Genomic DNA, 18,713 nt, shown 5'->3' on the forward strand with positions numbered 1-18,713 from the left:
AATGGGGGATGAAATGCCAGAACTAGCTGACGCCGGGTCCCACCCGGTCGCGACGCTTCCGCGGGTGCCCGTACAGGCTGAACCCGCGGCGGTGCCTGCCTCCTACGACTACGCCTTTCTTTATCCGTGGCAGCAGGAGGCGCTGACGGCCTGGCACTCGAATGCGCGCCGCGGCGTGGTGGAAGCCGTGACCGGTTCCGGCAAGACGCGCGTTGGGATCGCCGCCGCTTTCGAAGCAGTGCGGCAGGGCATCAAAGTCCTGATCCTGGTGCCAACAGCCGAGCTGCAGCGCCAATGGCTGGTCTCCCTGCGCCGGGACCTGCCCGCCGCACGGCGCGGCGCCCTTGGCGACGGCCGGTCCGATTCCCTCGATGACGTGGACATCCTCGTCGCCATCGTTCACTCCGCGTCGAACCGGGAGACCCTCCGCTCGCACAAGGCCGGACTGATCATCGCTGATGAGTGCCACCGTTATGCGGCACCCATGTTCACCGGCGCTCTGCAGGAAGGGTACGCCTGGCGGCTTGGACTGACAGCCACGTTCGAAAGGGCGGACGGTGAGCACGAGAACCTCCTGACGCCCTACTTCGGCGGCGTCATCTACAACCTCTGGTACGACCGGGCGCTGAAGGACCAGGTCATCGCCCCGTTCGACATCGCTTTGGTTGGCGTTGAACTGACGCCGTCGGAACAGAATGACTATGACGAGTTCTCGACGGTGATTGTGGAGGCGACGCGGAAACTTGAGACGTACGCCGGCGTCCCGCGGCGGCCGTTCCCACAGTTCATTGCTGCGGTGGCCGCGCTGGCGGCTTCGGATTCGCCCAGCCGGGAAGCAACAATTGCGCGCAGGTACATGCGGGCAATGTCCTCGCGGCTCACCCTGCTGGCGGAGGCGAAGACAAAGTACTTGGCGCTGGCAGCTCTGAAGGGAACGGTTGATGGGTCCCGCGGGACCTTGGTCTTCACACAGACCCAGGAGTCTGCGCGGCGGGCACAGGAGCTGTATACGTCCCTCGGGTCGACGGCGTCAGCCGTGTTCAGCGGCATGGCCAAGGATGACCGCCGGCAGGGCCTGGAGGATTTCCGCACCGGCGCATCACAGGTACTTACGGCGCCGCGGCTCCTTGACGAAGGCATCGATGTACCCGAGGCCGACCTCGGGATCATCGTTGCAGCCAACCGCAGCCAGCGCCAGATGGTGCAGCGGCTCGGCCGCGTTATCCGCAAGAAGGCCGACGGGCGGCCCGGACGTTTGGTTGTCCTCTACTCCAAGGGCACCGTGGAGGACCCGGACGTCCAGGGCGAGGAGTTCCTGGGCAAGGTTCTGCCCTTCGCCCGCAACGTGGGGTTCTTCGACATCAGGACGGACCAGGACGGGTTGCAGGAGTTCCTCCGCCAGGCCGACCTTGAAGAGGCTTCACGGCCCGAGCCCGGTGAGCCCGCGGCGGGTACGCCCGGGAACGGCGCTGGTCCGGAGGTCGGCAGTGAGCTGGAGCCGGTGGTGGAGCCTTCCGTGGAGGAGGACGACGAGAGGGCGCCGACGTCGTTTGATCTCGACGACTCCGGCTGGCTGGAGGAGCTTCAGGGGCTCGAGGGCTTCAGCGACGACGGGGTTTCGGACTACCTGCAGCGGGCAGGGCGCGCGGACCTGCTGACAGCCGAGCAGGAAGTGGAGCTAGCAAAAGACATCGAGGCCGGCCTTTACGCTGCGCACCTGCTGGCGGACGGCACCGCACGTGGCCGCAAAGAATCCAGGGAACTCCGCACCATTGCCTTGCTCGGCGGACGCGCCGCGGACGCCCTGCTCGAGGCGAACCTCCGGCTGGTCATTTCCATCGCCAAGAAATACGTGTATCAGGGCATGGACCTGCTGGACTTGATCCAGGAGGGGAATATCGGGTTGCATCGGGCCGTGTGCAAGTTCGACTACACCCTGGGTTACAAGTTTTCGACTTACGCGACGTGGTGGATCCGGCAGGCTGTCACCCGGGCGCTGGCCGACCAGGCCCGGGTCATCCGGCTCCCGGTCCACATGGTGGAGCAGATCCACAAAGTGCAGGCAATTCAGCGTGAAGCGGCCCGGAAGGGGCTCGAATACAACCTTGAGGAACTCGGCAAGCTCACGGATCAGTCGACTGCAAAAGTGGAGTATCTTCTGGCGCTGGACCAGCCTGTACGCTCGCTTGAGTACCTTGTCCCCGACGGCAAGGGGGGCCTCGAGCCGCTGGCGGACCAGCTCCTCGATCCCTGGCACGTGGATGTCGTTGACCAGATCGCCAAGGAACAGCTAACGGCCCAGGTGCATGCGGTCCTGGACACGCTGACTGAACGGGAGGCCGGAGTCATTGCGATGCGTTTCGGCCTGGACGACGGCGAGGAAAAGACCCTGGATGCCATCGGCAAGGCCTACGGCGTCACACGAGAGCGCATCCGCCAGATCGAGTCGAAGACCATGGCTCTGCTCCGAGAACCAAAACGATCCCAGTCCCTACGCGAGTACAACTATGGTGGTGTTGCATGACCTGCACGATTTTCCCTTCGGTGAGTCTCGCTTTGGCCGAGCTGGAAGCATTGATCAGCCATGCCCAGGCCGCCGATCCGCTGACTCCCGTCACCATCCTGGTCCCTTCCCATGCCGCAGGCCTGGACGTGACCCGTTACCTGGGCAGGACCCTCAACGGGGGCGCCGGGAGTGTGGGGGTCAGGGCGTTCACGCTCAAGGACCTCGCAACCGAACTTATCGCCGACGACGACGCTGTGAACGGGCGACGTCCCCTTCTTCCCGTCCTCCGGCTTGGAGCCGTGAGCCGGGTCCTGCTGCACGAACCAGGGCTTTTTAAGGATGTCGCCGACCAGCCCTCGACCGCCCGTGCGATAGCCCGGACAGCCGAGCTCCTCGACGCGGTTCCCGATCCCGCCGACCCGGAACTCCCCGAGCTCATGCAGGAAGTGCTCCGGCTTCACGGGGCCGCAAAGGAGGCTCTGGGCCGGCGGTGGTTCACGGACCATGAGGCTTTTACCCTTGCCAGCAACAAGCTCGGGACCAAGACCGTGACGCAGCGGCTCGGCACCATTATCGGATTCATGCTCGGTACAGAAAACCGTCCCGGCGAGGCAATCTTCAGAGCGAGCCTCAACGGGGCCGGAATGCAGCATCTCACGGCGGCCGGCTCGGCAGAGAATGGCGTAACACTTCTGACAGCGTCCGACGCCGACGATGAAGCCCGCGCCGTGGTGCGCCTCGTCGTCGAGCGGCTTGCAGCAGGGACCCCGGGCCACCGTATCGGAATATTCCACTCGGCCTCCCAGCCCTACGCCGCGCTGCTCACCCAGCGCCTCAGCCAGGCCGGAGTCACTTTCGTCGGACCATCAGCCCACCGGCTCATGGACTCGCCCCTGACACGCGGCCTCCTTCAGTTGCTGAAACTGGACCCGCAGGAACTCGACGAACGCGCCATCCTGAAAATCCATGCGGAGGGTGCCTTCTCCTGGCATGAGCAGAAACTGCCCAGTAGCGCAGCATGTGAAAGGTTCTATGCAAATCCACCTGCCGAAGAGGATTATGCAGGAGCAGACACCTCCGCCCACGCGGACTACCTTGAAAAGTTCCGGATCTTCCAGTCCTTCAAAGAGGCCCTTGCGGCACGGATAAGCCAGGTCCTAGCTGCTGCCTCATGGAATGACGCCTCCGCGTCGCTGATCTCACTTCTTGAGGACTTCATGGGTCCCCGGGGCGCTGGCGAACGTCCGGAGAAAAGCGCTGCCCGCGACGCGCTGGTCGAAGCCGCCTCGGATCTCCGGCATCTGGACCTTGTCGGCCCTTTGCCCCGCCCGACGCTCCTACAAAGCGCCCTGGAAGACGGCGTAGCCTCAAAAGGCCGCTGGACCGGGAAAAGCGGCACGGGGGTTGTCGTGGGCAGTTTCGCTGATGCGGTCGCCAGGGACCTTGATGTCGTCTTTCTTATGGGGGTTGCGGAAGGGCTTGCCCCAGCACGGACACGGGAGAACCCTCTGCTTCCGGACAGCGCCCGTGCCATGCTGGGCGGGAGTCTCCCAACGGTGGAGCAACGTGCCGAAGCCAGCAAGGAGCAGTTCTTTGCTGCCCTCGCTACAGGATCGGAACCGTTCATTACCAGCCCCCGCGGGGACCTGCGCGGCTCCGGGAGCTACGAAGTGTCACGCTGGATCAACCGCAAGCCTGAGCCACAGAACCAGCTGCGGTCCTTCGCCCACGGCATCGAGAACGGCGCACCCGCCTCCGACGCGCTGCCCCCCACAGCCCAGGAATGGCGGCTGCGTCGTATCCTTACTGCCGAGGAGCGCACCTCCGTATTGGAAGAGGACAGGGCGCTGCAGCATGCGCTGGCTGCAACCCGCGACAGGCGGGATGGCATTTTCTCCAGGTTCAACGGCAACCTCGGTGCATTTGCGGGGATCATCGCGGACCCCGAAAAGCCACTGTCCCCCACCCGACTTGAGGAATGGGTCACCAGCCCGTTCAGCTACTTCATGAAACACGTCCTGAAAGTCAGCATCTTGGAGGACTCGGCACTCGAAGTGCAGATTTCGCCACAGCAACGGGGCAACCTAGTTCACCGAGTGCTGGAAGACTACGTTCGCAGCATCACGAAAGACGGCCTTCCGCCGTCGTCGGACCGCCTTATGGAGTTGGCAGACTCCGCTTTTGAGGACGTCGCAAATCCGGCATGGCTCAGCCACGTGTGGGACCGCAATCAGGCCATGCTCCGCCAAGACCTAAAGCGTGTGCTGGCGGACGACCAAGACAGCTTTACCGAAGGCTGGAAGTATCTCGCCGAAGAGGCGACCTTCGGGCCCGAGGACACGGACAGCCACCCGCCTGTTGAACTGACTCTCGACGACGGCACTACGGTTCGCTTCCGGGGAAAGGTGGACCGGATCGACCAGCATTCCGATGGCAGTGTCCGGGTGATCGACTACAAGACAGGCAAGTCGAAAGATTATGAGCCGCTCGCGAAGCACCCGACTGCCGCTGGCACTCGGTACCAGCTTCCCGTCTACGGACTGTTTGCCCGGACCCTCCGCGACAATTCGTCCGATGTCGCAGCGGAATACTGGTTCATCTCGAAAGCGGGCGGTTTCAAGAGAATCGGTTACACCGTGACTGACGAGGTTGTGGAGCAACTGCGCGCGGATGTGGGTCTGATCATTTCTGCGCTGCGGAACGGAGTCTTCCCGCCACGGCCCGAGTCCGACCGATACGTCAACTTCACCACCATGATGGGCGCCCAAGAGCTTGGCCAGCAATGGCTTAAGCTGCAAAACGCCCCCGAACTGCAGCCCTATGCCCAGCTCCTGAAGGCGGAGAAATGAACCCGGAACTCATGGACCTCACAGACCAGACCGACCGAACGCTGATCGAGCAGGAGCTCGAAGCGAACGTCTTCGTTGAAGCGGGTGCAGGCAGCGGCAAGACGCATGAACTCGTCGAGCGCATCTGCGCGATGGTTGACGCCGGCGTCGAACTCAAGAGCGTGGCAGCCATCACCTTCACCGAAAAGGCAGCAGGTGAGCTCCGGGAACGGGTCCGCCGGCAGCTAACGAATGCCAGCCCCACAGACCTGCGCCGGCGGGCGCTCGACCAGCTGGATACGGCTCCCATTGGCACCATTCACTCCTTTGCAGCACGCATCATCAGCGAACATCCCATCGAGGCTGGAGTCCCTCCCCTGATCACCGTGGTGGATGAATTGCGGTCCCAGATTGCGTTCACGCGGCGGTGGGAAGATGCCCGCCAGAAACTGTTCGCCGACTCGTCCATGGACGACGCACTCCGTATACTGCTCGCCGTCGGCGTTTCGCTGGATCACCTGCAAAACGTTGCGGTTGACCTGGACGCCAACTGGGACCGGCTGGAAAGCCATCCTCCCCGGAAGCGCACCATTCCGGCAGTTGACTTGGAGCCCCTTCTGCACAAGGCCACTGACGTTGTCGCCCATTCCGACCACTGCACCGACCCTGCTGACAGACTGTTGGCCGCCATCCAACTCATCAAGAGCTGGCACGGCCGCCTTGCGGAGGCGGAGACAGGTGAACTGGGACTTGTCCTCGAATTGCTCCATGCGGTGCCGCGACCCGACTCTCGTATCGGGCAAAGGGGCAACTGGTCCATCAACGTCGCCGATGTGCGGAGCTCCTGCAAAGATCTCGCCCAGGATGCGATAGCCCTGCGCAACAGCTTTGTGCAGCCCGCCGTTGAAACCGTTACCGCCGCCATGGCCGAGGTCCTTCTTCAGGCGGCTCACGAACGCCAGCGCAGCGGCGAGCTTGAGTACCACGATCTCCTCATTCACGCCCGGGACCTCCTTGTCGGCCAGGACAAGCAGGCTGTCCATGCTGTCCTGCATGATCGCTACCGCTGCATCATGCTGGACGAATTCCAAGACACGGACCCTATCCAGGCTGAACTGGCCACGCGGATTGCCGCTAGTGAGGTTTGTGGGCCCGACGGCTGGGAGCAGCTCAGCGTACCCCCAGGCCGGCTGTTTACGGTCGGGGATCCGAAGCAGTCCATCTACCGCTTCCGCAGGGCCGACATCGCCACCTACCTCGCGGCACAGCAGCGCTTTTCAGAAGACAGGAATTCCAAGACCGCTTCTCTCCAGACCAACTTCCGGTCCACGGGAAAACTGCTTGAGTGGATCAACGGCACATTCGGCGAGCTCATCACGGCGAACGGCACGGTCCAGCCGGAATACCGAGCGCTAAGTCCCGACCCCCAGCGACCGGAATGGAGCGATGCATACGGTCCAGCCGTCTCAATCATCGGTCGCGGCGGCGCACAGGCCGACGAATCGGGAAAGGTTTCTGCAGACAGCATGCGCCGGCAGGAAGCTGCCGACGTTGCCGCAGCCATCAGAATCGCGACCGGTACCGCAGGTCTTTCAGCTTGGCAGAAGCAGAGCAAGCGATCGGGTGACGGCTTTACAAGTTCGCCTGTTGAATTGAAGGACATTTGTGTCCTGATCCCCACCCGGACCGCCCTCGCCGCCCTCGAAGATGCACTCGACGACGCCGGCATCGAATACCGGGCTGAGGCTTCGTCGTTGGTTTACTCGACGCAGGAAGTGACCGATCTGCTGCTCGCCATGCGGGCAATCTCCAACACCGCGGATGAGGCGGCGCTTGTGCTGTCCCTGCGGTCGGCGATGTTCGGGTGCGGTGATGATGAACTGTTCGAGTGGAAGCGGGCTGGAGGCCGCTGGAACCTCTTTGCGGAGGCGCCCGATGCGCTTGAAAATTCCACCGTCGCACACGCCATCGCTTATCTTGCCGCCCTGTGCCGGGAGATAGAGGTGATGACACCGGCCGAAATTATGGAGCACCTCGCTGCTGACCGACGCATGCTCGAGGCAGCCATTGATGCACCGCGCTACCGGGACGTCTGGCGACGGCTACGCTTTGTCATCGATCAAGCACGGGCTTGGACGGAGGCCACCCACGGCAGCCTGCGCGATTACCTGGTGTGGGCGGCCGTGCAGCAGGAGGAAAACTCACGGGTCAAAGAAGCTGTAGTGCCGGAAACGGACGTCCAGGCCGTCAGGATCATGACCATCCATGCTTCTAAAGGGCTCGAGTTCCCAATGGTGATTCTCGCCGGTACAGGCTCCGGACCCAACAACCAGAAGGCGGCAGCCCTTTGGGATCAGAGCTCACAAGTACAGGTGCATTTCATCGGCGACATACGGTCCGCAGGATACGGAACCGCTGAGGACATCGAAAAGGACTTCGATGATGCAGAACGGCGCCGCCTGCTTTACGTTGCATGCACCCGCGCGGAAAGCCACCTTGTGGTTTCCCACTACGTGAACGCCAGGAATAGTCTCGGCCAGTTCCTCAAAGAGGCAGCCGACGCTGTTCCGGCGCCAGATCTTCGTGTTCCAGAGGACATGCCGCTCCAGGCGAGGACAGCCCACGAAGTCCAGCCCGTCAAAACGTTTGACGAGTGGCGGCAACAGCGGGATCTTTGGCAGGAGACTTCAGCCCTCGTGTCATCTACGTCCGTCACTGCGATTGCCAAGGGAGGTGACGACTTGGCCGCGTCCGAGAGCGAGAGGACCCCGCATTTTGTGAGCATTGATGAGGACGGTGCGCTGCCGTCCTCGGCAGCGTCCGGCCGGGAACATGGCAAGGAATTCGGTACGGCTCTTCACCGGCTGCTCGAGCTGAGTGACCTGCGAGACAGCGAGAACCTCGAAGTGCTCGCCGAAAGGATCGCCAGCGGATCTGGCCTGGCAGATCCCGCTGGCCTGGCTGAACGTGCCCGTTCTTCACTACGCAGCACGCCTGTACAGCGTGCGGCTGACCGGGAGCACTGGCTTGAGCTTCCCGTGGTCACACCCCACAACGGAATGACTCTCGAGGGCATCATTGACCTGATGTACCGCGAGGACGACGAAACCTTGGTCATCGCCGACTTCAAGACTGACATCAGTGTCACGCAGGAGACCCTGGCGGCTTACTGGCGCCAGCTGTCGACCTATGCAGGCATGGTGGAGGGCATCACCGGTCAAAAAGTGAGTGAACTGGTCTTGATCTTCTGCCGAACCGGAGATGCTGAAATCCGCCGTCAGGCACGGCACACCAAAGCACAGGCCGAGTCGTAAAGTGACGAGTGCCGTCTACCACCAGCGGTGGCGGCACTCGTCATTTTGGCAAGCCCACTTGGCTATGCCACTTTCAACTTTGCCGGTAGCAAAGTAGAAGCGGTCTTCGGGCACAATGACGCAGCCGGCAAATTCCGCTTTCGGATATTGCTCGATGACGTCAGGCATAACCATTCCGTAGATGATGCGCCAGGATTCGTGCCCGCACACCGGGCAGCGGCTTGTCACAGCTGATTTCCTTGCTTTTCCCTTTTCGGTCATAGCGGAAACCTAGCCGCAGTGACGGACATTCTGACAAGTTACAAGAATTTCCTATGGATAAGCGTTTTTTGTAACCCAAGAACTTCCCTTTGGCCGTCAGCAGCTTAGCGGTGTGTGTTGTATCTCACCGAAAATTTTCACAAGCCGAAATCACCCCCGTCCGACAGCCTTCAGTTTCCGCTGAGGAACCCACTAATCTCGTCGTGGAGCCTAAGGTCGGCGGGTTCGAGGCCATCAAGCACGTCATGGATAGTCACGGTCGACTGACGGACTTCTTTGACGCCGGGCCACGTAAGGAACAATCGCGAGTAGTCCGCTTGGCTCGAATCGACGGTCCGGGTCCAGCTCGGATCCTGTTCGTTGGCGAACCACGCTGACGGCCCGAACTTGAGTTGGAGCCGCGACTGGCCCAAGTCGTTCGATTCATCTTTCACGTCGATGTTGATCGTCCACTGGTATATCCCCGCGAATCTCGCGTTGACTCCCTGCACAAACCCCTCACCGCGCGTCGCGTTGAGTTGGCGTCTGAGCGGTCCCTCACTGAAGGCACTGAGGCGACCCTTGGCTCGCTGAAGGAGGTCGCGGCCCTCGCCAAACCGTTCCTTCGCCTGAACGGCAAGATCTTCAGCAAAGCGTTCAGCGGCTACATCTTGGGGCTGCAATTGGTACCTGCGAACCTCTCCGGTGTTACACATGGCAACAACGAAGTTGAGCACTTCCTGATCACCCACGCGACCCCTTCCCCTAACGAACTTACGGTGCAACTGCTCGATGAACGCATAGGCATCGGGATTTTTCCGCTGATAAGCCCTGTCGCCACCGACGTGTTCCAGCAGTCCCTCAGCTAACTTGCCATACGTGAGGACCGCGGCGTCCTCCCACCCCAGGGTCTGCAGGGACACATCCTCATCGCGACACAAAAGAGCGACGACGCCACGCTTGCCGTCCCGGACGCTGAACGCCAGGTAACCGCTGTAACTGTGACCATGACCGTCAGAGGTGAAGTAGTTCTCGATGACGATGACCGCATCTTCGCTCTCAAGGACAAGGTCGGCGATGTCCGCTCCCGCCCCGCCCACCGAGGTGTCCACCTCCTGACGCACCAAGTAGCTGCCATGCGGGAGGGGTTCGCTCCCCATCGAAACCCGGTTCAACTCGTCGATAAAGATCCGCAGAAAACGGTCGCCCAGGTTGTGCGTCTGCTCGGGGTCCAACAACCATCTGAATACATTCGAGATCTGCTTCTCGTGGAGTCCGTGATGCATGACGTCAAAGATGTTAAAACCCAGTTTGAGGGACCTGCCCAGCACTGGCAGGAGCCCAGTTACCAAGTCATCTGACAAGACATCGTCCCCCTAGCATCGACGTTAGGGCCAAATGGAAGACGAGGCCACTGGCTAAAGACTAAAACAGCACTGCCTCCTGGTGGTCGAGGTCCACGTGAAACCTGCCCGTGCCGCCCGTTACAACCGCGTGATGGGATGCAGGGGGCCTTCGCCTTCGTGAAGCTCTGGCACCCAGCCGCCCTACAGCCGCCGCTGCCGGAACATCGGAAACGACTCCCGCACCCGCTCCACCGTCTCCAGCGAAACTTCCACCGTCCGCACCCGGGGATCCAGCCCAAGGTCCGCTTCCACAACACCCATTGGGTCCACCAGCACGCTCCGGCCCACGGACACCGGCGGCGCCTGGCACACGCCTGCCACGTACACGCTGTTCTCGATCGCCCGGGCCGCGTTCAGCGCCAGCCACTGCTCCGTCTTGTGCAAGCCCGGCACCCAGGACGAGCAGACCAGCAGAACCTGCGCGCCGGCGTCGGCCAGCGACCGGGCCAGCTCGGGGAACCGCAGGTCGTAGCAGGTCATCAGCCCGAACCGCACTCCCCCGTGCTCGAACACCACCGGCGCGGTAGACGGGCCAGGCTTGATGAACTCCGACTCCCCGAAGCCCTGCGCGTCGAAAAGGTGGATCTTTCGGTAGGAAGCCAGCCGGCCGCCGTCGGGCCCGAAAGCCACCAGCGTGTTGTATGCCCTGCCCGACTCCTCCGAGGTCTCCACCACGCCCGCCACCAGCGCGATGCGGTGGCGGCGGGCGATGTCAGCGAGCTCCCGGCAGACGCGGCCGTCCAGCGGCTCGGCCACCGCGGGGAAGGTCGCGTCCACCTTCTTCTTCTCGTAGGTGGCGTACTCCGGGAATGCGATCAACGCGGCGCCGTCGTGCGCTGCCTCGGCGGCGAACCTGTCGATCGCGGCGATGTTGGCCCGGATGTCGGCGCCCGACTCCAGCTGCCCCAGCGCTATCCGCACAAGAGTTCCTTCCCTCGGCCCACCGGCCACACTACAAACTACAAACGAAACGGACTCAGGCAGCCGCCTCGACCGTTGCCTTCTCGGTCGCCGCCATCTCCGGCGGCGCCGCCTTGAAGCCCCGCGTGATCAGGGCCAGGACAATCACGCCCAGCACCAGCCAGGACAGTCCCAGCGTAATGGCGTTGCTGTCCAGCCGGGAGAGCAGATAGGCGCAGATGACGGCGCCGATCACCGGGACCACCACGTAAGACACCGGGTTCAGCTGCTGCCCGGCCCGGCACTGGCGCACATAGTGGAACACCACCGCGGCGTTCACCAGCGTGAAGGCGGTGAAGGCACCAAAGTTGATGAACGACGTCGACGTCGCCACGTCCAGGAAGATCGCAATCAGGCCCACGACGCCGGTGATCACCAGGTTCGCCACCGGGGTGTGGAACTTCTCGCTGAGCCGGCCGAAGACCGCCTTGGGCAGGACGGAGTCGCGGCCCATCGCGTACAGCAGGCGGGAGGCGCTGGCCTGCGCGGCGAGGCCGGAGGCGAACTGCGCCACCACCAGGCCGGCCAGGAACACGGCACCGAACAGCTGCCCGCCGATCTGCAGGGCGATGGAGCTGGCCCCGGACGCCGAATCCTCGAACACCCCGCCGGGGTGGACGAGCTGGGTCACGTAGGAGACGGCCACGAAGATGCCGCCGCCGATCAGGGCCACGAGCATGATGGCGCGCGGCACGGTCCGGCGCGGGTCGATGGTTTCCTCGGTGAGGGTGGTGACGGCGTCGAACCCCAGGAACGAATAGGCGGCGATGGCGGCGCCGGCCGAGATGGTGGCGAAGCTGGCGGTGTCGTTGAAGAACGGCTGCCCGCTGGCCAGTCCCCCGGCGCCGTTGGCGGACACCACATTGCCGATGGCCAGCGCCACGAAGAACACGAGGACCAGCAGCTGGAACGCCATCAGCACATAGTTGGCCTTGTCCGCAACCTTGATGCCCAGGATGTTCAGCAGCGTGGTAATGACAATGAAGCCCACAATCCAGACGCCGATTGGGATGCCCGGGAACTGCGCGCTCAGGTAGGAGCCGCCGATGAGCCAGATGACCATGGGCAGGAACAGGTAGTCGAGCAGCACGGCCCAGCCCACCAGGAACCCGACGCGGGAATCGATCGACCGGCGGACGTAGGTGTAGGCGGAGCCGGCCACGGGGTAGGCGACGGCCATCCGGCCGTAGCTGTGCGCGGTGAACAGCATGGCCACGAGCGCCACGAGGTACGCGGCGGGCGCGGCGCCGCCGGTGGTTTCGGCGATGATGCCGAAGATCCCCAGGACGATGATCGGGGTCAGGTACGCCAGCCCGAACAGGACCAGCGAGGGCAGCTTCAGCGTGCGGGTGAGGGTGGTTGTCACGGTGTTTCCTTAGGGCTTGTAGGACGGCGGTGTCCAGGTGGCCGGGTTGATGCGGCCTTGGTAGACAGGAAGTTCGACGGCGGGCTCCCCCTCGCGGAACTGCGACCAGGGGCGGTTGAGGTTCTCTGTGCCATGGGTGCGGACGCGCTCGACGGCGGCCAGGTCCAGTTCCGCGGTGAGCAGCTGCGGTTGATCCTCGAGAGCCTCGGCGAGGGTGTTGCCCTCCGGGTCCACGATGATGCTTTTGCCCTGGCCGGTGGGGCCGGCGCAGTTGACGCTGACCATAAAGACCTGGTTGACGATGGCGTTGGCCTTGGCCAAAACCAGCTCCTGCTTGCGGTCCGGGGTGGTGGTTTTGACGACGTTGAGGATCACCTCGGCGCCCATCCAGGCGAGCTGGCGGGACACCTCCGGGTACCAGGCGTCGTAGCAGATGTTCAGGCCCACCCTGCCGATGCCGGGCAGGTCCACGGTGGTGAACTTGTCACCGGGATCGTAGGGCTCGAACGGGCGCCAGGGGAAGATTTTCCGGTAGTAGCCGGCGAGCTCCCCCTCCGGGGACAGGACCAGCTGGGTGTTGAAGAGCTGCTCTTCCGGGCCGCGTTCGCAGACGCTGCCGGGGACCAGCCAGATGTTGAGGTCCTTCGCCAGCTGTTTGAGTTCTTTGACCCGTGGTCCGTCCAGCGGCTCGGCAGATTCTTGAAGGATTTCCGTGCGCTGCAGGTCGGGGTTTTCATCTCCGAAGAGGTGCAGCTCGGGGAAGACCACCAGCTTGCTGTGCAGCTGGGCTTCGAGGGCTGCTTTGACCTCATCGGCGAAGGCCGAGACGGGCTCGCCGATGAGCCGGGGCCTTGCTTGGGCCGCGACGAGGGGAAGGATGCGTTGCATGGGTTTTTCTCCGCGTTGGGGTGTGATCCGGGTTTTATTAGATCAGAATGATCCAATAAAGGGAAGGGGGCCGGCGTGGGCCGTAAAGTAGCGGATATGACCCGTCAGCTGGAGGACACCGTCGAGCCCCCGCCCCTCGGCGCCGGCAGGATGCCCGGCATGGAGCGCCGGAGTGCCATGGACGCCGTGCGGATGCGGATCGGCATGGCGATATCTCTGGGGCTGCTGAAACCGGGCGAGCGGCTGCCGGACCAGGAGGACGTTGCCCTGGGCCTTTCGGTCAGTCCGATCACCGCCCGCCGCGCATTGGCAAGCCTGGCGGAGCAGGGCGTGGTGGTGCGCCGGCGCGGCCGGGCCGGCGGGACGTTCGTGGCGGATGCGCCGCCGACTGATGTTCTGGCCTCACTGTCGGCATCCCCCGCCGAATCCCAGGCGGTGAACCGGCTGGTGGACCGGCGGCTTTTGTTTGAATGCGCCGTGACGCACTACGCGGCGGTCAACGCCACTGCAGAACAGCTGGATGAGCTGGAGCGGCTGACCCGGGATATGGCTGAGGCCACCGACTGGTCCGTCTACCATCAGGCGGACGAGCGGTTCCACCAACTGGTGGGGACAGCGTCAGGGATGGGCACCGCCGTCGACGTCTATCACGAGACGCTCGCCGAGCTCTACGACTACTTCATCCCCTACCCTATCGATAAGCTGCACAAGTCCAACCAGGACCACATCGCCCTGGTGGCAGGCCTCCGCGCCGGAGATGTCCAGGACGCCGTGGAGGTGGCCCGGAAGCACGTGGACATCCTGCACCGGACGATGTTCATGGGACTAAAGAAGGCGGCTCATTAGAGGCCTCTCCCGACTAATAAAAAGGTCTTCTCGCCAGCTCAGTGATCCGCGCCTGCCGTATCCCCTCGCGTCAGATTGCGGTAGCGAATAGCCAGGGCAAGTTCCAACAGGTCATTTAGCCGTAGCGGATCGTACCCGGTCAAAGTCTGTATCTTCTTCAGTCGGTGGGCCACTGTGTTGATGTGCACAAAGAGGCTCCTCGCAGTTTTGGATTGAGAGAAGTCATTGTCTACCAAGGCCTGGAGTGTCTCCAGCAGATGCGGGTGGTCTTCCAGCGGCCGCAATCGGGTGGCCATCAAAGCATCGGAGGTCTTAGCCCGGTCCAATAGCAAAGAGTCGACCAAGACAGCTTCATAAGTGACTACGGCTTGCCGCCGCTCTTGGCGCATGCCCACATCCGCGGCCGACAGGGCTTCAAGACAAGAAGAGCCAGCACTTGCGAGATCCTCGCCGACAGTGCCGACACCGACGATGAGGCGCCCGTCCCAGTGAAGCCCTGCGATGGTCGACTTTAAATTTTCGAGCACTCTGGCAACCGGGCCAGCGGGAGAAAATAAGCCGACTTGCGCTGCCGAGGTTCCTCCGAACAGGACCGGCCCCACAGCGGACGGCTGCAGGGCAAGCGTGAACCTGGTCCGCAGGCGAAGCGCCTTCAAAGGGTCCTTTTCTCCCTCGGTCGCTATGGCCACCGCCAGGTATGGGCGGCCGGGCTCCACCGAAAGCATCTGCGCCCACGTCGACAATTGCGCGGGATGAAGCGCGATACCGCTTATGAGCGCATCCATCAAGTCGCTCTGCGCGCGTTCATGCAGCGACTCCAGCACGGAGTAGGTCTCACGATATGAATTGACCGTGTGCTGGGAAAGTCGGTCGAAGGTGTCAATTACCAGATCCGCATAATGCCGGGTCAACTTTAGCGGCCACCGATGGCGGTCCGACAAGACATCCAGCAGGAGGACCCGTTCAGTCACGCGGAACGCCAGAATGACCGATTCCAATGGGACATTCTGCTTCGCACGCCGGCTTCCGAGATCACTCTCTATCGCAAGCTCGCCGAATGTGGGCGCTTCGCCGCGTCGCAGCACGTTGATGGTGAGCCTAACGTAGCGTTCCACAGACCTGATCAGATCCGGCTTTTGCAACATATCGGCCGAGTACCCGGGCAGTTCGTTCCAGATCAGGTCCACCACTTCGGACGTCAAGCGTGCAATGTCCGGATCATACCTGCGGGCCCCTGATTGTGAAACCATCACAATATGATAGCGCCCAACGGTGGGGGTTTGCCCTCTTCTTTGGGTCTTTCCCACATGTCAGCATTGGAGCAACGCACGACGACGTGCGTGAACCCGCAAGGAGAAAATATGAACTTTCCTCTCGACATTGAATCCGATCTGACGACGCCTTCCGAAGAACTGATCCAGGACATCGCCTCCCTAGAAGGAGACATTGCGGTACTCGGCGTCGGAGGAAAGGTCGGCCCCAGCGTCGCCATCATGGCGAAACGGGCAATTGATAAGGCCGGCCTGAATAAGGAAGTTTTCGGGATCGCCCGTTTCTCGGACCCCGAAACCCGAACCCTCCTTGACTCTCATGGAGTCAGGACTTTGGCAGTGGATCTCACCGACGACCAGCAACTGGACTCCCTGCCGGACACCAAAAATGTCATTTACATGGCCGGCGCCAAATTCGGGACGACGGGCAACGAGCACTTCACCTGGATGATGAATTCGTACCTTCCGGGCCGTGTCGCCCAAAAGTTTCGGGACTCCAGGATCGTGGCCTTCTCGACACTCCTGACCTACCCCATGGCCGATGTGCGCCACGGCGGGTCGACAGAGTCCGACGCGCCAGGTCCTCTCGGCGAATACGCCGCTTCTTGCGTGGGACGGGAGCGGGTATTCGAACACTTCGCCCTCAAGAATGAGACCCCGCTGCTTATCTTCCGGCTCGGTTACTCGATCGAAACCCGGTACGGGGTCCTCCAGGAAATCGCCCAGACGGTTTTCGATTCGAAGCCGGTAAGCCTGGAGATGAGCCATGCCAGCGTTATCTGGCAGCGCGATGTTGCCGAATATGCCATCCGCAGCCTGAACCTTGCCTCGACTCCTCCCCGGAAGCTGAACATCACAGGACCGGAAATTGTCTCTGTCCGGTGGTTGGCCGAACAATTCGGGCGGCGGTTCGGCAAGGAAGTGACCTTCGAGGGCCAGGAAAACGAAACCGCCTATGTCATGGACGGAACGGCACTACAGGGAGAGTTCGGCTATCCCTCCGTGACTCTGCATCAGATGATCGAGCGAGTATCTGAGTGGACACAGGCGCAGGGACCCACGATAGGAAAACCAACAAAATTCCAACAGCGCAATGGACAGTTCTAGCCCAGACGCGACAAGCCAGGAAGCAATCAAATGACATTGAGCGTTACGGACAGGCAACCCCGGCCTGCATCCAGACCTGTCGGAACACGCCGTGCTGCAGCGGCCTGGGGTAAACATCGGACTTGGATCATGCCTGTGGTGGTAGGAATCGCCGCCGTTCTTCTTTGGCAAGTCCTGGTGACATCGTTGAAAGTCCCCACGTACATCCTGCCTTTGCCCACGGAAGTGGCAAACACTCTTTGGACCGAACGGGCAGATCTGTGGAATGCAACGCTGGTGACCACATTCGAGGTCCTTACCGGATTCATACTCGCCGTACTCATTAGCGTTCCCGTGGCCATGCTGATCGTCTCGTTCAAGTGGTTCGAGACGATCGTCTATCCGTTCCTTGTTCTGCTACAGACCGTACCGAAGATTGCGCTGGCTCCGCTCTTCGTCGTCTGGTTCGGCTTCGGCATCGTGCCCAAAGTACTGGTCACGTTCTTGATCTGCTTCTTTCCGATCCTGCTTGACACTATGACCGGCCTGCGCTCTTCCAGCCCCGAGATGGCCAGCATGGTCAGGTCGATGGGTGGCGGCAAGTGGTCTATTTTCACGAAGGTACGCCTCCCGGCCGCCTTACCCCACTTGTTTTCCGGGTTGAAGGTTGCCATAACGTTGGCAGTCGTCGGAGCAGTGGTCGGGGAGTTCGTCGGAGCCACGGAGGGTCTCGGCTACCTGCTATTGCGGGCGAACGCCAACCTGGACACGCCCTTGCTGTTTGCGGCCATCGTCATCCTCACAGTCCTCGGTCTGATCGTTTACTACACGGTGACGTTGATCGAACGCCTTGCTATTCCCTGGCACGTATCCCAGCGCGCCGAGACAGCGGTCACCACCGGACCTGCTCTCTAACCACAGTCCTTATTCCCTAGAACCCATCGGAGAGTTCTCGTGAAAGCACGAAAAAAAGTTACGTTCACCGCCTTGGCAGCATCGGCCATTATGGCTTTGAGCGGCTGCGCCACCCCGGCTTCAAACCCGTCCGGATCCGAGGCCAAGGGATTGGACAAGCTGCCAATCCGCCTGAACTGGACATTTGAAGCGGCCGACCATCCATGGTTTTTTGCCGGAATGGTCGAAGGCATTTATGCCAAGCACGGCATTGAACTCCAGCCGCAAGAAGGAACAGGATCTGCCTCGACATTGCAGTTGGTGGCATCCGGCAGCGACCCGGTAGGTCTCGTCGATGCAGGGACAATGATGGGTGGCGTGGGCAAGGGGCTACCCGTCAAGTCAGCCTGCGTTCTGGCACAGCGCAACCCCATGTCTGCCATTTTCCCGGCCGGCGCGGGCATCTCATCGATCCGGGATTTGGCGGGAAAAACGGTGGCTGTGACGCCCGGCGACTCGCTGTCGCAAATATTTCCGGCAGTCCTCGCGAAGAACGGTATGTCCAAGGACGACGTGAAATTGGTGGGCCTGTCCGACCCTGCAGCGAAGCAGAACTCGGTACTGACAGGAGCCTCGGATGCTTTTCTCGGCTACTACACCCTGCAGCTCCCCGCAGTCGAGCAGAGTTCGGGCAAAGACATGGACTATCTCTCGTTCTCGAAACTTGGCGTGGACACGCTCAGCATGGCGATCGTGACCAACACGAGCTGGGCTAGCCAGAACAAGGAGCTTCTCGACCGCTTCATCAAAGCAACGCAGGAGTCTGTCGATTTCGTGGTGGCGAACCCAGCGAAGGCAGCCGACCACTTTGTAAAAGGTGTGCCGCGCTTCGATAGGGAGCTGGCATTGAAGCAGATCGAGGCCACTATCCCGCTGCTGCACACAAAGGCCACCGAGGGGAAGCCTGCATGCGTGACGGAAGAATCAGACTGGAAAGAAACCCAAAAAATTCTTGTCGAAAACACGGGCCTTCAGGAAAAGCCGCTCGATCTCTACTACACCAATGAGCACGCACAATGAGCCACACGGTAACGCCAGGGGCAGTGAA

13 protein-coding genes are annotated in these 18,713 nt (G+C 62.0%); 7 read left to right on the forward strand and 6 right to left on the reverse strand.

Translation table 11 applies throughout. The features are described from left to right. Positions 1-13: 13 nt before the first annotated feature. The 3 genes from Q9R30_RS10165 to Q9R30_RS10175 are packed head-to-tail and all read left to right on the forward strand — an operon-like array spanning position 14 to position 8,648. Positions 14-2,524 carry a sigma-70 family RNA polymerase sigma factor gene (locus Q9R30_RS10165; protein WP_311217513.1) on the forward strand — a complete coding sequence of 837 codons (2,511 nt, stop codon included), beginning with the start codon at positions 14-16 and terminating at the stop codon, positions 2,522-2,524. Then, positions 2,521-5,355 (forward strand): PD-(D/E)XK nuclease family protein, encoded by a 2,835-nt coding sequence (locus tag Q9R30_RS10170; RefSeq protein ID WP_311217514.1) that lies wholly within the window; start codon positions 2,521-2,523, stop codon positions 5,353-5,355. Before Q9R30_RS10165 ends, Q9R30_RS10170 begins: the two co-directional genes overlap by 4 nt. Further along, positions 5,352-8,648, forward strand: coding sequence for a UvrD-helicase domain-containing protein (locus tag Q9R30_RS10175; RefSeq protein ID WP_311217515.1), 3,297 nt, complete (start codon positions 5,352-5,354; stop codon positions 8,646-8,648). The genes Q9R30_RS10170 and Q9R30_RS10175 overlap by 4 nt, the downstream gene beginning before the upstream one ends. Before the next feature lie 15 nt (positions 8,649-8,663). Here Q9R30_RS10175 and Q9R30_RS10180 read toward each other — a convergent pair whose 3' ends face one another. The 5 genes from Q9R30_RS10180 to Q9R30_RS10200 form a co-directional block, all read right to left on the reverse strand. Continuing rightward, positions 8,664-8,909: a hypothetical protein gene (locus tag Q9R30_RS10180; protein WP_311217516.1), complete on the reverse strand. Its 246-nt coding sequence runs from the start codon at positions 8,907-8,909 to the stop codon at positions 8,664-8,666. A gap of 170 nt (positions 8,910-9,079) precedes the next feature. Continuing rightward, positions 9,080-10,252: a PD-(D/E)XK nuclease family protein gene (locus tag Q9R30_RS10185; protein ID WP_311217517.1), complete on the reverse strand. Its 1,173-nt coding sequence runs from the start codon at positions 10,250-10,252 to the stop codon at positions 9,080-9,082. 183 nt (positions 10,253-10,435) lie between these two features. Then, a complete protein-coding gene (locus Q9R30_RS10190; protein ID WP_311217518.1) occupies positions 10,436-11,215 on the reverse strand; it encodes a carbon-nitrogen hydrolase family protein in 780 nt (259 codons plus the stop codon). Positions 11,216-11,270: 55 nt separating this feature from the next. After that, entirely contained in the window at positions 11,271-12,620 is a 1,350-nt protein-coding gene (locus Q9R30_RS10195) for an APC family permease (protein ID WP_311217519.1), read from the reverse strand. 9 nt (positions 12,621-12,629) lie between these two features. Continuing rightward, the gene (locus Q9R30_RS10200; protein WP_311217520.1) at positions 12,630-13,508 is read right to left on the reverse strand and encodes a carbon-nitrogen hydrolase family protein; all 879 of its coding nucleotides are present in this window, start codon (positions 13,506-13,508) and stop codon (positions 12,630-12,632) included. 96 nt (positions 13,509-13,604) lie between these two features. On the opposite strand from Q9R30_RS10200, the gene Q9R30_RS10205 reads away from it, so the two are divergent. Then, positions 13,605-14,354, forward strand: coding sequence for an FCD domain-containing protein (locus Q9R30_RS10205; protein ID WP_311217521.1), 750 nt, complete (start codon positions 13,605-13,607; stop codon positions 14,352-14,354). A 38-nt stretch (positions 14,355-14,392) separates the two neighbouring features. On the opposite strand, the gene Q9R30_RS10210 is transcribed toward Q9R30_RS10205, so the two are convergent. Further along, positions 14,393-15,556 carry a helix-turn-helix domain-containing protein gene (locus Q9R30_RS10210; RefSeq protein WP_311217522.1) on the reverse strand — a complete coding sequence of 388 codons (1,164 nt, stop codon included), beginning with the start codon at positions 15,554-15,556 and terminating at the stop codon, positions 14,393-14,395. 159 nt (positions 15,557-15,715) lie between these two features. On the opposite strand from Q9R30_RS10210, the gene Q9R30_RS10215 reads away from it, so the two are divergent. The 3 genes from Q9R30_RS10215 to Q9R30_RS10225 all read left to right on the forward strand — a co-directional run bounded on the left by Q9R30_RS10215 (position 15,716) and on the right by Q9R30_RS10225 (position 18,685). Beyond that, positions 15,716-16,732 (forward strand): NAD(P)-dependent oxidoreductase, encoded by a 1,017-nt coding sequence (locus Q9R30_RS10215; RefSeq protein ID WP_104997056.1) that lies wholly within the window; start codon positions 15,716-15,718, stop codon positions 16,730-16,732. Between the two features lie 129 nt (positions 16,733-16,861). Next, positions 16,862-17,626, forward strand: coding sequence for an ABC transporter permease (locus tag Q9R30_RS10220; protein WP_158677183.1), 765 nt, complete (start codon positions 16,862-16,864; stop codon positions 17,624-17,626). Positions 17,627-17,665: 39 nt separating this feature from the next. Then, on the forward strand, positions 17,666-18,685 hold the full coding sequence (locus tag Q9R30_RS10225) for an ABC transporter substrate-binding protein (RefSeq protein ID WP_158677182.1): 1,020 nt from the start codon (positions 17,666-17,668) through the stop codon (positions 18,683-18,685). The last annotated feature ends 28 nt before the right edge of the window (positions 18,686-18,713 follow it).

The sequence above is a fragment of the Arthrobacter sp. AB6 genome (assembly GCF_031844545.1).
GTDB lineage: Bacteria > Actinomycetota > Actinomycetes > Actinomycetales > Micrococcaceae > Arthrobacter.